Here is a 13,204-nt window from a genome sequence, read left to right as displayed (position 1 = left end):
GATGCAATATCGAAATCAGACCCTTGAAGCCCTAACCGCCTAGAATTAAACCAGTCCAACTTTCGGGGGCCAGTTCAGTATATGCTCGCGAAGGCTCTTTCTTATTGCGGGCGAAGTCTCGGTGGGTTCTCTTGCAAGGCGTTCGCCATTACCCTCCCTTCGCGCTCACCGGCGCAGCGGATTCCGCGGCGAAAGCGCCGCTGGTGAGCGCGAAGGGCGGGGTAGAGGAAGGCGGGAGGCAGGAAGCGTGGACTTAGGCAGAACGCGCGGCCTTTTGTCTGGCGGTGATGGTGGAAATGAGGTCGCTCAGGAAGCAAGTGGGGTGGTCGATGAGCTGCCGAGGGGTATAGCAGAGAACGGTGAAGCCGGCCTCGCGCAGACGTCGGTGACGCTCACGCTGATGGGCAAGCGCCTTCGCGGGGATTATGTCGATGAGGTAGGCGTTGTTGATGCATAGGGCGGTCGTGATGCCGGGCAACGCGGTGAACGACGCCTCGAAGAACATGGGCCAAGGGAAATCGGCCTCAATGAGGAGAGCGCGGGCGAAAGACTCGTAGGGAGAGCGGGAAAGAGGTGAGGCGTGGTGGATTACGGCGCGGACGATGCAGCTATTGCGCACCCGGCCCATGTGGGCAAACTCTTCCTTGAGGTCTTCCCGGCTGAGGCCGGAACGCAAAGCCGAGTCGGCGGCGATGAGGCCGTCGGTGAAGCCGTGGTAGCGGGCGACGTCGATAACCGCGCGGGCCTTGGAAACGCAGCGGGTGCCGTCCACGAGGACGGGCTCGGGAAGGGAAGCCTTGCGGTAGATGCGCTCGGGATGGCGGCGGTCCTTGTGAGGAAGCGTATTGGTGGGAAGGGCCATTTCAATCTTTTCCTCGGCCGTGGCGATGACCCACAGTCCGTGAACGCGGGCGGCGGACTTGGAGATGAGTACCGCGGTATAGGCGCTGCGGGCGGCGGCGATGGCGCGCAGGCGCAGCTGGGAGGGGAAGTCGAGGCAATGGTAGTGATCGCGCTGGACTGCGATGCGTGGTGCGAGTTTGAGGTAGGTGCCGTTTTTCAGGTCGGTCCAAAAGGTGGGGTGGTTGGTGCGGATGGAGTCGATATTGGTCAGTGGTGGTGTCATGCCTCCTAGAAAAGGGCACACCGTCGGCCGGCGCGAGGAAATGCCGGCCGGGGCTGTGGATAACGAGGCGGCCGTGAAGGCAGAGTGAGCGAAGTGGCGGCTGGGAAAGTTACGGCCACAGTTATCCACAGTCGGGGGCAACAGCCCTTGCGAGTGGGTGCAAAAACGGCAAAGCCCGCGCCGGCCACAAAGAAGCGGGCGCGGGCGAGGTCGCGGCAGGAACTAGACGGCCGGGGGAGGGGTGACCTTGTCTAGCTGCTCGGTAATCTGCGGCCATAGCTGGCCCATGATGTCATCCCAGGTAAGGATCCATACGGCATTGTCTTTATCGGCCTTGCCCACCATGACAAGCTGCTCGTTGCGAGCGCGCATATGGTCCAGAGTCTTCTGGACGGTGGTGGAAGAAGACACGGACAGGGCAGGGCGGGAGAACTCGAGAACCGGGGTCTCCGGCTCGGCCAGCAGGGTATCGCGCACGTGGACCACGCGCGGGACGCGGGAGTCCTTAGGGAAGACCAGCACGCGCATGATGTTCTTGCGCACAACGAGGTCTTGGAGGTCTTCCACGGTGGCGTCGGAAGGCAGGGGCACTACCTCAGAACCATGCTCGCGAGCCATGGCACCAACGGTGGAGTTTTCCAACTCGATGACATCAGAAATCTGGTTAGCAGACTCATCGTCCAACGCACCGGTCTCGCGGGAGTGCTCGACCAAGGTGCGCAGGGTTTCGGCGTCGTAGCCGGCTGCACCGGCGCGGTCGACAGGCTCTTCGCCGGCTAGGGACACCATTTTGTTGGCCATGACGTTGATCCACTTCAGCAGCGGGCGGAAGATCCACACGAAGCCACGTGCGGGGACCGCGATGAACTGCAGGGCGGTCTCCGGGTGGGTAATCGCCCAGGACTTCGGTGCCATCTCACCTAGAACAAGGTGGAGGAAGGTGACGATGAAGAGCGCGAGGAGGAAGCTAACGACGTCGGCAATGCCCAGCGGCAGGCCCGCGGCCTCCAGCGGCGCCATGAGCAGGTGGTGCACCCAGGGCTTGGTCACAGCGCCTAGCACAAAGGTGGCGGCGGTAATGCCCAGCTGCGCGCCGGCGAGCATGATGGTCAGCTCATTGAGCGAGCGCAGGCCGGCGCGGGCGGTACGGGAGTTTTCCGCATCCTCTTCCAAACGGTTGCGGCGAGCGCCCATCAAAGAGAACTCGATAATCACAAAGAATCCGGAAGCGGCGATGATGAGCAGGGTAACGAGGAGGTTAAACCACCAAGATTCGGTCATTATGCATCCTCCTTCTTAGCGTCATCATCGGAGTGGTCGGAGTAATCCTCCACCAGCTCGATGGCAAGGACGGACGGCACGTGGCGGTCCACCTCTTGCACCCGCAGGCGGATGGAGCGAACGGGCGCCTCATCGTGGTCCACCCAGTCATCGGGCTCGGCTTCGAGCTGGATGGTGTGTTCCTCGCCTACCTCGGGCAGCGCACCGGAGTGGGCGATGATGAGGCCGGCGACGGTCTCGAAGTCACCCTCAGGCAGGTCGTGGCCGATGGCGCGCTCGATCTCATCAATCGGCGTATCGCCGTCGACTAACCAGTGGGAATCGTCCTGCTCGGTGATTTCCTCGGTTTCTTCGATATCGTGCTCATCGGTGACATCGCCCAAGATTTCCTCGGCCAAGTCCTCCATGGTCACGATGCCTACGAAGCCACCGTATTCATCGATGACACAGGCCATCTTTTGGTCACTATCGCGCAGCTCGTCCACCACATCCGGCAGCGGCATCAGCTCAGGGACCACCACGGGTTCCTGCATGATACTGGTGGCCTTGGTGGCGGCGGGAAGGTCGCTTCCCAGGACGTCGATAAGATGCACCACGCCCACCGGGTTATGTTCGTCATCGATGACGGGGTAGCGCGTGTGGTCGGTAGACATCATCTCGCGGACCTCACCGAGGGTGGTGTCCGGATCAATGACGTCCACGCGGGAGCGCGGGATCATGGCGTGCTCTACGTCGTGCTCAGGGAAGTCCAGCAGGCGGTCGAGCACCATGTAGGTATCTTCATCCAGATCGCCAGCCTCGTGGGAGGAATCCACGATGGATTCCAAGTCATCGGCGGTGGCGGAGGAGTCTACGTCTTCTACCGGCTCGATGCCAAAGATCTTGAGGATGGCATTGGAAGAATACTCAAAGAAGTGGATGAGCCAGCCGAAAATCCGCAGGTAGATTTGCGTGGATGCGGCCAGCCAGCGCGCCGTCTTCATGGGGGCGGCGATGGTGTAGTTCTTGGGGAAAAGCTCCGCGAAGAGCATGGTTGCAATCGTGGAGATGAAAAGCGCCGCGATGGTGCCCACGGTGACAGACACCGCGGACGGAACACCGACGCCGCCGAGTAACGTCCCTAGTCCCTGGCCTACGAGCGGCTCCGCGACATAGCCGATGAGCAGGCCGGTAATCGTAATACCAAGCTGCGCGCCGGAGAGCATGAAGGAGGTCTGCTGGGTAATAGCCAGCGCGCGCTGTGCTGTTTTATCCCCCTCAGCAGCCTGGGTCCGCAGCTGTGTGCGGTCCACGGACATGAAAGAAAATTCCTGGGCCACGAAGTATGCATTCGCGACGATGATGAGGCCAATGACTACGAAGCCGGCCAGGATCATCACAATAGCCGATAACATGATTTACTCCCCACCGCCTAAAAGGAGGTAGGGACATCGACTCGGAGGTTCCACTGAGGGTGCCTTTCTACTTGGGAAGATGGAAACATACTACATGCTTAACCCCGCTTTCGGCCATTTTGTTCCCGGCCTATTAGGGTTTTATCCATGACTGAACCCTTCGGGCTGTATATCCACGTTCCTTTCTGCGCCACTCGTTGCGGGTATTGCGATTTCAATACCTATACCCCGGGCGAGCTTGGCAGCCCGCGCGATCTCACCGGCCCCTACCTGGATGCCTTGGACCGCGAGCTGGAGTTGGCGGCCGCGCGCGTGGGCCGCCCGGCCGAGACTGTCTTCATTGGCGGCGGCACGCCCTCGCTGCTGGGAGGGCAGGGCCTGAGCCGCATCCTGAACACCGTCCGTTCGACCTTTGGCCTGAAACCAGGGGCGGAGGTCACCACCGAATCCAACCCGGAGTCCACCTCGCCGGAGTATTTTGCCCAGCTTGCCGACGCCGGCTATACCCGCATCAGCCTCGGCATGCAGTCCGCATCCCCGGGCGTTCTCCAAGTCCTCGAACGCGCCCACACCCCCGGCCGTGCCTTTGCCGCCGCCCGCGAGGCCCGCGCCGCCGGCTTCGAGCATGTCAACCTCGACATGATCTATGGCACTCCCACCGAAACGGATGACAACGTGCGCGAGACGCTCGACCGAGTGCTAGAAACCGGCGTGGACCACGTCAGTGCTTATTCGCTCATCGTAGAAGACGGCACCCGCATGGCGCGCAAGGTCAATAAAGGTATCCTGCCTGCCCCCGATGAGGACGTGCTGGCACGGCGCTATGAGATGATTTCTACCACCCTCGAGGCAGAAGGATTCGAGTGGTACGAGGTCTCCAACTGGTCCAAGCCCGGCGGCGAGTGCGAGCACAACCGCATCTACTGGGTAGACGGCAATTGGTGGGGTGCAGGCCCAGGCGCCCACTCGCATTTGGGCAACGAGCGCTTCTTTAACGTCAAGCACCCCTCGCGCTACATCGAGGCCCTCGGCCGCGACGAGCTGCCCATCAAAGAAACCGAGACGCTTACCGACGCCGACCGCCACATGGAAAAGATCATGCTCGGCCTGCGCCTGCGCGAGGGCATCCCGGAGGCCTGGCTCGATGCCCACGCTGCCCCCACCCTCGAGCGCTTGATCGGCCGCGGTCTGCTCGAGCGCGCCGGCAATCGCGTACGCATCACCAAGCCCGGCCGCCTGCTGGCCGATGGCATCATCACCGATCTCCTCGTCGCCGAAGAAACCTAATCCTCGTTCCCAGATCTTTAGACTTAGTCCAGTAGAAACCAAACCAGTTAGTTTTGACTCAGTCGATGAGAAACCTGTTATTCCGCTATTTTCTTGTTAGTCTTTTGCCGTGACTGGTGAACTGGTTCCTAAGACGCAGGCTTCTTCCAAGCTCGCTGGGATCGAGCTACGCCAGCTGAAAGAGACTATCTCAGTGCCATGGCAGCCTTAGGCGATGGTTCAGCGGAAACGAAAGAAATCGGTGAACGTCTAGGGAAGGATAATAAAGCTCTTGGTCCGGTGCGGGCTAAGCTCATAAACAAAGGTCTCATTTATTCCCCTGAGCACGGTAAAGTCAGGTACACCGTCCCGAACTTTAAAGAATTTATCATTCGCCGAAGCGAATAGGAGCGCCATAGTGTCTACCTCAACCGATGCCCGCCGCAAGGAAGTCCTGCGCGCCATCGTGGCGGACTATATTGCCTCCCAAGAGCCCGTTGGCTCTAAATCGCTCTTGGAGCGCTACCAATTGGGAGTTTCCTCGGCCACCATCCGCAATGACATGGCCGTGCTCGAATCCCAGGGCCTTATCTCCCAGCAGCACGCCAGCTCCGGCCGCGTGCCCACCCAGCAGGGCTACCGCCACTTTGTGGACTCCCTCCACGAGGTCAAGCCGCTTTCGGCCCCGGAGCGCCGCGCCATGCTCAACTTCTTGGAAGGCGGCGTCGACTTGGAGGATGTGCTACGCCGCTCGGTGCAGCTACTGGCGCAGGTGACGAAGCAGGCGGCCGTCGTCCAGCTGCCTAATCTCAAGGTATCCCGCGTCAAACATTGCGAGGTCGTGGCGCTTTCCCCAGTGCGCCTGCTGCTGGTGCTTATCACCGATAACGGCCGCGTGGATCAGCGCAATGTGGAGCTCGATGAAATCATCGACCAGGACCAGACCTTCCGCCTGCGCGACATCGTCAATAGCGCGCTAGTGGGCAAGACGCTTAGCGACGCCTCCGTGGAGCTCGCCCACCTCGTCGACGACGCCCCCTTGGATATCCGACACCACGTCCTCAAGGTGGCCACCACCCTCATCGAGACCTTGGTGGAACAGCCCTCCGACCGGCTGATTATGGCCGGTGCTTCTAACCTGACGCGCGTGGCGCGCGAGTTTCCGGAAGGGTTGCCCAAGATTATTGAGGCACTAGAAGAGCAGGTCGTCGTCCTCAAGCTGCTTGCCCGCGTGCCCGATCTGGGCAACGTCTCCGTGGTCATCGGTGAGGAAAACGAGGAAGACCAGCTGCGCCAAGCCTCCGTGGTGGCCACGGGCTATGGCCTGGGCACCGGCGATGAGGTGGCCACACTCGGCGGCCTCGGCGTGGTGGGGCCTACCTTTATGGATTACTCGGGAACAATTTCTAAGGTCTCTGCCGTTGCACGGTATGTGAGCGAAATTTTGGCCGGCGAGCAGTGCGAGTAAACTGGCTGGCCGCGAATAATTTTTTCAAGTTAACCCCAACAAGACGAATTAGAAGGAATATCTCTTACAGTGGCTCGTGACTATTACGGCATCCTCGGTGTTGATAAAAACGCAACTGACCAGGAGATTAAGAAGGCCTACCGCAAAATGGCCCGCAAGTATCACCCGGATCTGAACCCGGATGATGACGCTGCCGCGGAAAAGTTCCGCGATGCCGCGCTGGCCCAGGAGGTCCTGCTGGATCCGCAAAAGCGCCAGATCGTGGACATGGGCGGCGACCCCATGGAGCAGGGTGGCGGCGGTGCCGGTGCTGGCGCCGGCGGCTTTGGCGGCTTCGGTGGCGGCGGTCTCGGCGATATCTTCGCCGAATTCTTCGGCGGCGGTGCCGGCGGTTCCCGCGGCCCGAAGTCCCGCGTCCAGCCGGGCAACGATGCCCTGCTGCGCACCCGCATCACCCTGGAAGAGGCCTACACCGGCCTGAAGAAGAAGGTCACCGTGGATACCGCGGTGCTGTGCGATAGCTGTGGCGGCACCGGCTCCGAGTCCAAGGCCAAGCCGGTTACCTGTGATAACTGCAATGGCATGGGTGAAATCCAGGAGATGCAGCGCAGCTTCCTGGGCAACGTCATGACCACCCGCCCGTGCCCGAAGTGCCAGGGCTTCGGCGAGGTCATTACCGATCCGTGCAACCACTGCGCCGGCGACGGCCGCGTGAAGAAGCGCCGCGATATCACCGTTAATATCCCGGCCGGCATTAATGACGGCATGCGCATCCGCATGGCTTCCCAGGGCGAGGTCGGCCACGGTGGCGGCCCGGCCGGCGACCTCTACGTCGAGGTCCACACGGAGGAGCACCCCGTCTTCCAGCGCAACGCCGATGACCTGAACCTCACCGTGCGCGTGCCGATGATTGACGCCGCCTTGGGCACCAACTTCACCATCGATCAGCTAAGCGGCGAAGAGCTCACCATCGACATCGAGCCGGGCACCCAGCCGGGTGAGTCCATCAAGGTCGATGGTGCCGGCATGCCTCGCCTGCGCACCGATGGATATGGCAACCTCTTTGCCCACGTGGACGTCGTTGTGCCGAAGGACCTGGACCGCAAGACCCGCGAGTCCCTGGAGAAGATCCGCAATTCCCGCGACGAGGGCGCGCGCGTGCGCACCACCGGCGACGGCCAAGAGGAGTCCTTCTTTAGCCGCATCCGCGATAAGTTCCGCCGCTAATGTCGCTGCCCGTCTTCATCCATCCGGATCTTTCCGCCGCGCGCACCGGCGAGGCTTTCAGCTTTTCCGGCCCGGAGGCCCGCCATGCCGTCACGGTCAAGCGCATGGGGGAGGGCGAGCGCCTCGAGCTTATCGACGGCACCGGTACCCGCCTCACCCTCACCATCACCGCCACCTCGGGCAAGGACTCCCTGGAGGGCACGGTCGACTCCATCGACACCGCGCCTGATCCCACCCCGCGGGTGACCGTGGTGCAGGCCATTCCGAAATCCGAGCGCGCCGAGCTCGCCGTGGATCTTGCTACCCAGGCAGGCGTGGATGAGATTATCGCCTGGCAGGCGGACCGCTGCGTGGCTAAATGGGACGGTAAGAAGGCGCCGAAAGCGGTGGCCAAGTGGCAGGCGGCCGCGGATTCCGCGGCCAAGCAATCCCGTCGCGCCCGCATCCCGCAGGTGCGCGGCCCGCTGACCACCCCGCAGCTCGTCCAAGAGCTCACCGGCGGCCGCGGCGGCGCTTCCTCTAACGCACCCACTGTGCTCGTCCTGCACGAAGAGGCTACCGCCTCCATCAAGGACGTGCCGCTGGCGGACGACGTCGTCCTGCTCGTCGGCCCCGAGGGTGGCATTGGCGACGCCGAGCTCGATCGCCTTAAAGAAGCCGGCGCCACGCCCATTAAGCTCGGCCCGGAAGTGCTGCGCACGGCGAGTGCGGCAATGGTGGCGCTGGCGGCAATCGGCATGCGCACCGAGCGTTGGTAGCAGGCGCTGGTAGCCTAAAGCACGTGCCTATCATCACGAAGAAATGTGAGCTCGATTCCGCCTACGTCGGCAGCGTGCTGGGTAGTGCGGACGATAACCTGCGCGTGCTCAATAACCGCCTGGATGCGGACCTTTTTGCCCGCGGCAATGTCGTCACCGTCACCGGTCCCGATTATGAAGTGGCCCGCGCCGCCAAGATCCTCGATGAGCTCGAGGCCATCGCCCGCCGCGGCCACGCCGTGTCCACCGATACGGTCAAGCACACCATGGACATGGTGGCCGTGGAGGCGCCGCAGTCGGTGTCGGCGGCGCTGGCGGCGGACATCGTTAAGCGCCGCGGCAAGGCCGTCCGCCCGAAGACGGTGGGGCAGTCTGAATACGTGCAGGCCATCGACGATAATACGGTGGTCTTCGGTATTGGCCCGGCCGGTTCCGGCAAGACCTACCTGGCGGTGGCCAAGGCCGTGCAGGCCCTGCAGACCAAGCAGGTCTCGCGCATTATCCTCACCCGCCCGGCCGTGGAGGCAGGGGAGAAGCTCGGCTTTTTGCCGGGCACGCTCAATGACAAGATTGACCCGTACCTGCGCCCGCTGTACGACGCCCTGCGGGACATGCTCGACCCAGAAATGATTCCTAAGCTCATGGAAGCCGGCATCATTGAGGTCGCCCCGCTGGCCTATATGCGCGGCCGCACGTTGAACGATGCCTTTGTCATCCTTGATGAGGCCCAAAACACCACGCCGGCGCAGATGAAGATGTTCCTCACCCGTCTGGGCTTTGGCTCCAAGATTGTGGTCACCGGCGATGTCTCCCAGGTAGACCTCCCACACGGCCAGGTGTCGGGCCTGCGCATCGTGCGTCGCATCCTGCGCAACGTGGATGATATCCACTTCGCGGACCTGGGCTCCAAGGACGTGGTGCGCCACCAGCTGGTCGGGCGCATCGTCAATGCGTATGAGACCTTTGATAATAAGAAAGCCGCTGAATACGAGGGAATGGAATGAGTATCGAGTTTCTCAATGAATCCGGCTTCGAAGGCGTCAACGAGGAGATGCTGATTGACGTCGCCTCTTATGCCTTCGGCGCCATGGATATTAACCCCGATGCCGAGTGCACCATCACCTGTGTGGATCTGAAGACCATTGAAGATCTGCATGTGCGCTGGATGGATCTGGAAGGCCCCACCGATGTCATGAGCTTTCCCATGGATGAGCTCACCCCTGGTGCCATCGCCGGTGGCGGCCGCCCCGATGCCGCCGACCCGGGCCCGGCCATGCTGGGCGATATCGTCCTGTGCCCCGAGTTTGCCCTGCGCCAGGCGGAGGCCGCCGGTCACTCCCTAGGCCACGAGCTGGCCCTGCTTACCGTCCATGGTTGCCTGCACCTGCTGGGCTATGACCACTCCACTCCGGCTGAAGAGAAGGAAATGTTCGGCCGGCAAAACGAGCTGCTCGCGGATTGGTACGACGACGCAGCCGAGCGCGGCGTTTCCTATCAGCCCAAGCCTTCTGGCCCGAAGGCTTTCCCCGACGCCGCGGAGCGCGCCAACCTAGACAAGCAGGTTCCCGGCGGCGGAATCCCTGCGGTGGGCGAGCCACAAGATCGGCCCGAGGAATAATTTTTCCTTTTTCTTTTGTGGGCGCATAAGCCGCGTAGCACAATAGATAGCTATGACTATCCTTTCCATCCAGTCCCACGTCACCTACGGCCACGTTGGCAACTCCGCGGCCGTCTTTCCCCTGCAGCGCGCCGGCCATGAGGTATGGCCGGTCCACACGGTGAATTTCTCCAACCACACCGGCTACGGTGACTGGGGCGGACCGATGATTCCAGCCAGCGACGTCACCTCCATTATCGACGGCATTGAAAAGCGCGGCGCCTTCCCGCAGATCGACGCCATCCTTTCTGGCTACCAGGGCGGCGCCGACATTGGCGATGCCATCGTGGAAACCGTCCGCCGCATCAAGGCCGCCAACCCCAAGGCCCTCTACGCCTGCGATCCGGTGATGGGTAATGCCAAGTCCGGCTGCTTCGTCTCCGATGAGATCCCGCCGCTGTTGCGCGACCGCGTCGTGCCCGTTGCCGATATCATCACCCCCAACCAGTTTGAGTTGGGCTACCTCACCGATTCCGAGGTAGGCACCCTTGATCAAACCCTCGCCGCGGTAAAGAAGGCGCAGGAAATCGGCCCGAAGACCGTGTTGGTTACCTCCGTTAAGCGCCCCGAGACTGCCGACGACCAAATTGAGATGCTCGCCGTCGACGGCGACCGTGCCTTCCTAGTGTCCACCCCGCTGCTGCCGTTCAAGCGCAACGGCTCCGGCGATGTTACCGCCGCCTTGTTTACCGGCCACTACACCGAGACCAGCGACGTCAAGGAGTCCCTGCGTCGCACCGCCTCTTCCGTGTATGACCTGCTGGAAAACACCTACGAGGCTGAGACCGCCGAGCTCCAGCTCATCCAGTCCCAAGATGTATTCGCGCATCCACGCATGCAGTTCCACGCCGAGGAGCTTTAAACCCTGCGCGGCCCCCGTTTGGGCGCGTGGGGTCCCGTGAAGTTTGGCCTCCTAAAGTTAGGTCCAATCTGATCGAGCTGATCTGAGGGAAAGTACCCCTCAGATCGGCCTTTTCGCCCTCAATTCGGCCCGATCACCTTGGACTTTTCTCCTCTGCTCCCTTAAGAACCCGCACCTACGCCCCTAGGTCTATCGAGTGTCTGCCGAGCTGAGTAAACCTTCCCCTCAGTTCGGCTCTCTTATTTCATCAAGGGCGGCTTACGATGAGTCTCTTATACGAGACTACTTCTCAGGGCGAATAGTGTGACGTACTCCCAAAACGCCAGTAATATGGCTCCCGTCACATCATCTACTTTGCGATAGGAGCCCACTATGTCCAGCACCGGCAGCATCAGCGCTTCCCCCGACGGCCTGTTGATGGCCCTCATTCAGTATCCCGTTCCGGTGGTCAATACCCCGGAAGACGTCCAGGCCAGCGTGGACGAAATCTGCCGCATGGTGGGTTCCACCAAGGCGGGCTACCCAGACCTCGACCTTATTGTCTTCCCGGAGTATTCTTCCTCCGGTCTCAACACCAAAATTTGGTCCTATGATGAATTCCTCATCGGCCTCGATGACCCAAAGGTGGACCAGTTCAAGCAGGCCTGCAAGGACAATGATGTCTGGGGCGTCTTTTCCATCATGGAGCCAAACCATGAGGAAGGAAAGCCGCCTTTCAACACCGCCATCATCATTAACTCCGATGGTGAAATCGCACTGCACTACCGCAAGCTTCAGCCGTGGACTCCTATCGAGCCTTGGTACCCAGGCGATCTGGGCATGCCGGTTTGTGACGGACCAAAGGGCTCCAAGCTCGCCGTGAACATTTGCCACGATGGCATGTTCCCTGAGCTCGCACGCGAGGCTGCATACAAGGGTGCCAACGTCTATATCCGTATCTCTGGCTATTCCACGCAGACCCAGGATCAGTGGATCATGACCAATAAAACGAATGCCTTCCAAAACCTGATGTACACCGCCTCCGTAAACCTGGCTGGCTACGACAACACCTTCTACTACTTCGGTGAGGGCAACGTCTGCAATTACGACGGCCACATGATTTCTGAGGGCCACCGTAATCCGGGCGAAATCGTCACTGCCGAAATCTTCCCAGAGCTGGCTGACAAGGCCCGTATCAATTGGGGTCTAGAAAACAACATCTTCAACCTGGGCAACCGCGGGTACGTGGGCTACCCCGGCGGCAAGACCGACAACTATCTCACCTGGGTCGAGGACTTGGCCAAGGGCGAGTACAAGCTGCCGTGGGCTGACGACGTCCGCATCAAGGACGGCTGGAAGTACTACCCGGACGGCCCGCAGCTCGGCCCGCTGCCGGACGAGTTTAAGTAAGCTCCGCTAATCCACCACCAAGGCCCTGCACCCGTTTCGACGGGCGCAGGGCCTTGACGTTGCTTAACGCTCTGCCTTCTATCTATTAATACTCATAGCCTTCAACCGCACCCATATCCGAATCGGCTGGCGCATCCGTATCTGCGCCAGACTCTGGTGTGTAGCCTGCATCTATATCGCCGTAGCTATCGGGATAGTCTGAATCGGAAGGCGGAAGGCCTCCGTTGCACAGTTCGGCCCATTCCTCGGGGTACTTATACCGTCCATCTAGACTGCCGCACACGCCTTCTGCGCGTGCGGAACGGCGGTGAGCGGGTGTGTCACACAGCTCGGTTGGCTTTTGCGTCCCATCGGAAAAGGTACCGATGATGGTCAGATTGCCTGGATCGCAATACAGCAACTCCGGCTCCGCGGCTGCAGCCTGGGGTTGGGTCTCCGGTTCAGCAGCAACGCTATCTGCAGGTTCTTCAGTCATGGCCTCTTCGCTGCTGGTCGTGGCGGAAGAGGTGCTGCTCGAAGAACTAGTAGCGCTCGAAGAAGAGGTAGCTGAAGAGCTAGTACTCGTCTCGGCGGGTGGCTCGGAATCGGGCGAGGAGCATGCGGAGATGAAGAGAGTGAGTGCAGCGCCCAACAATAGGGCAGGGGATTTGCGGGGCATGAGGAGCCTTTCGGAGAGTTAGCGCGGTATGCGCTGGGGAGAAGAGGTTTCTCCATAGATTAATCCTTTGCCGTGTCACCGGTACGAATTGGCTGCGAACTAATCGGAGATCTTGACT

13 protein-coding genes are annotated in these 13,204 nt (G+C 61.1%); 9 read left to right on the top strand and 4 right to left on the bottom strand.

All coding sequences use genetic code 11. The annotated features are described in order from the left end of the window. Positions 1-253: 253 nt before the first annotated feature. The 3 genes from QP324_RS08060 to QP324_RS08050 all read right to left on the bottom strand — a co-directional run bounded on the left by QP324_RS08060 (position 254) and on the right by QP324_RS08050 (position 3,801). On the bottom strand, positions 254-1,126 hold the full coding sequence (locus QP324_RS08060; protein WP_284815514.1) for a hypothetical protein: 873 nt from the start codon (positions 1,124-1,126) through the stop codon (positions 254-256). 222 nt (positions 1,127-1,348) lie between these two features. Then, positions 1,349-2,407: a CNNM domain-containing protein gene (locus tag QP324_RS08055; RefSeq protein WP_005324190.1), complete on the bottom strand. Its 1,059-nt coding sequence runs from the start codon at positions 2,405-2,407 to the stop codon at positions 1,349-1,351. Then, a complete protein-coding gene (locus tag QP324_RS08050) occupies positions 2,407-3,801 on the bottom strand; it encodes a hemolysin family protein (RefSeq protein WP_284815512.1) in 1,395 nt (464 codons plus the stop codon). The genes QP324_RS08055 and QP324_RS08050 overlap by 1 nt, the downstream gene beginning before the upstream one ends. 147 nt (positions 3,802-3,948) lie before the next feature. Here QP324_RS08050 and hemW point away from each other — a divergent pair, with 147 nt between their 5' ends. From hemW to QP324_RS08010, 8 genes are all read left to right on the top strand, one after another. Beyond that, on the top strand, positions 3,949-5,088 hold the full coding sequence (hemW, locus tag QP324_RS08045) for a radical SAM family heme chaperone HemW (RefSeq protein WP_284768894.1): 1,140 nt from the start codon (positions 3,949-3,951) through the stop codon (positions 5,086-5,088). A 397-nt stretch (positions 5,089-5,485) separates the two neighbouring features. Further along, positions 5,486-6,535 carry a heat-inducible transcriptional repressor HrcA gene (gene hrcA, locus QP324_RS08040; protein WP_023020999.1) on the top strand — a complete coding sequence of 350 codons (1,050 nt, stop codon included), beginning with the start codon at positions 5,486-5,488 and terminating at the stop codon, positions 6,533-6,535. 69 nt (positions 6,536-6,604) lie between these two features. Continuing rightward, positions 6,605-7,762, top strand: a complete 1,158-nt coding sequence (dnaJ, locus tag QP324_RS08035; RefSeq protein WP_284815510.1) for a molecular chaperone DnaJ — start codon at positions 6,605-6,607, stop codon at positions 7,760-7,762. Further along, positions 7,762-8,520, top strand: a complete 759-nt coding sequence (locus QP324_RS08030; RefSeq protein ID WP_284815508.1) for a 16S rRNA (uracil(1498)-N(3))-methyltransferase — start codon at positions 7,762-7,764, stop codon at positions 8,518-8,520. Before dnaJ ends, QP324_RS08030 begins: the two co-directional genes overlap by 1 nt. A 23-nt stretch (positions 8,521-8,543) precedes the next feature. Next, entirely contained in the window at positions 8,544-9,524 is a 981-nt protein-coding gene (locus QP324_RS08025; protein ID WP_284815507.1) for a PhoH family protein, read from the top strand. Next, complete coding sequence (gene ybeY, locus QP324_RS08020) at positions 9,521-10,138, top strand: rRNA maturation RNase YbeY (protein WP_005326445.1); 618 nt, start codon at positions 9,521-9,523, stop codon at positions 10,136-10,138. The genes QP324_RS08025 and ybeY overlap by 4 nt, the downstream gene beginning before the upstream one ends. A 52-nt stretch (positions 10,139-10,190) precedes the next feature. Beyond that, complete coding sequence (pdxY, locus tag QP324_RS08015; RefSeq protein ID WP_284815506.1) at positions 10,191-11,039, top strand: pyridoxal kinase PdxY; 849 nt, start codon at positions 10,191-10,193, stop codon at positions 11,037-11,039. A gap of 372 nt (positions 11,040-11,411) precedes the next feature. After that, complete coding sequence (locus tag QP324_RS08010; protein WP_284815504.1) at positions 11,412-12,428, top strand: formamidase; 1,017 nt, start codon at positions 11,412-11,414, stop codon at positions 12,426-12,428. 85 nt (positions 12,429-12,513) lie between these two features. Here the strand turns inward: QP324_RS08010 and QP324_RS08005 are convergent, their stop codons facing one another. After that, a complete protein-coding gene (locus QP324_RS08005; protein ID WP_284815502.1) occupies positions 12,514-12,903 on the bottom strand; it encodes a hypothetical protein in 390 nt (129 codons plus the stop codon). On the opposite strand from QP324_RS08005, the gene QP324_RS08000 reads away from it, so the two are divergent. Beyond that, positions 12,902-13,108 (top strand): hypothetical protein, encoded by a 207-nt coding sequence (locus tag QP324_RS08000; protein ID WP_284815501.1) that lies wholly within the window; start codon positions 12,902-12,904, stop codon positions 13,106-13,108. The two genes, QP324_RS08005 and QP324_RS08000, sit on opposite strands and share 2 nt — an antisense overlap. The last annotated feature ends 96 nt before the right edge of the window (positions 13,109-13,204 follow it).

Origin of the sequence: Corynebacterium sp. UMB0012 (assembly GCF_030216265.1) — a bacterium.
Lineage (GTDB): Bacteria > Actinomycetota > Actinomycetes > Mycobacteriales > Mycobacteriaceae > Corynebacterium.
The sequence above is the reverse complement of the archived record's forward strand: the minus strand, read 5'-3'. Positions and strand labels throughout refer to the sequence as shown.

Bases quoted from the DNA above. Each gene is read 5' to 3' on its own strand.
- pdxY (WP_284815506.1), top strand. From the start codon at position 10,191: ATGACTATCCTTTCCATCCAGTCCCACGTCACCTACGGCCACGTTGGC.
- QP324_RS08055 (WP_005324190.1), bottom strand. From the start codon at position 2,407: ATGACCGAATCTTGGTGGTTTAACCTCCTCGTTACCCTGCTCATCATC.
- QP324_RS08050 (WP_284815512.1), bottom strand. From the start codon at position 3,801: ATGTTATCGGCTATTGTGATGATCCTGGCCGGCTTCGTAGTCATTGGC.
- ybeY (WP_005326445.1), top strand. From the start codon at position 9,521: ATGAGTATCGAGTTTCTCAATGAATCCGGCTTCGAAGGCGTCAACGAG.
- QP324_RS08010 (WP_284815504.1), top strand. From the start codon at position 11,412: ATGTCCAGCACCGGCAGCATCAGCGCTTCCCCCGACGGCCTGTTGATG.
- QP324_RS08005 (WP_284815502.1), bottom strand. From the start codon at position 12,903: ATGACTGAAGAACCTGCAGATAGCGTTGCTGCTGAACCGGAGACCCAA.
- QP324_RS08000 (WP_284815501.1), top strand. From the start codon at position 12,902: ATGGCCTCTTCGCTGCTGGTCGTGGCGGAAGAGGTGCTGCTCGAAGAA.
- QP324_RS08030 (WP_284815508.1), top strand. From the start codon at position 7,762: ATGTCGCTGCCCGTCTTCATCCATCCGGATCTTTCCGCCGCGCGCACC.
- hemW (WP_284768894.1), top strand. From the start codon at position 3,949: ATGACTGAACCCTTCGGGCTGTATATCCACGTTCCTTTCTGCGCCACT.
- QP324_RS08060 (WP_284815514.1), bottom strand. From the start codon at position 1,126: ATGACACCACCACTGACCAATATCGACTCCATCCGCACCAACCACCCC.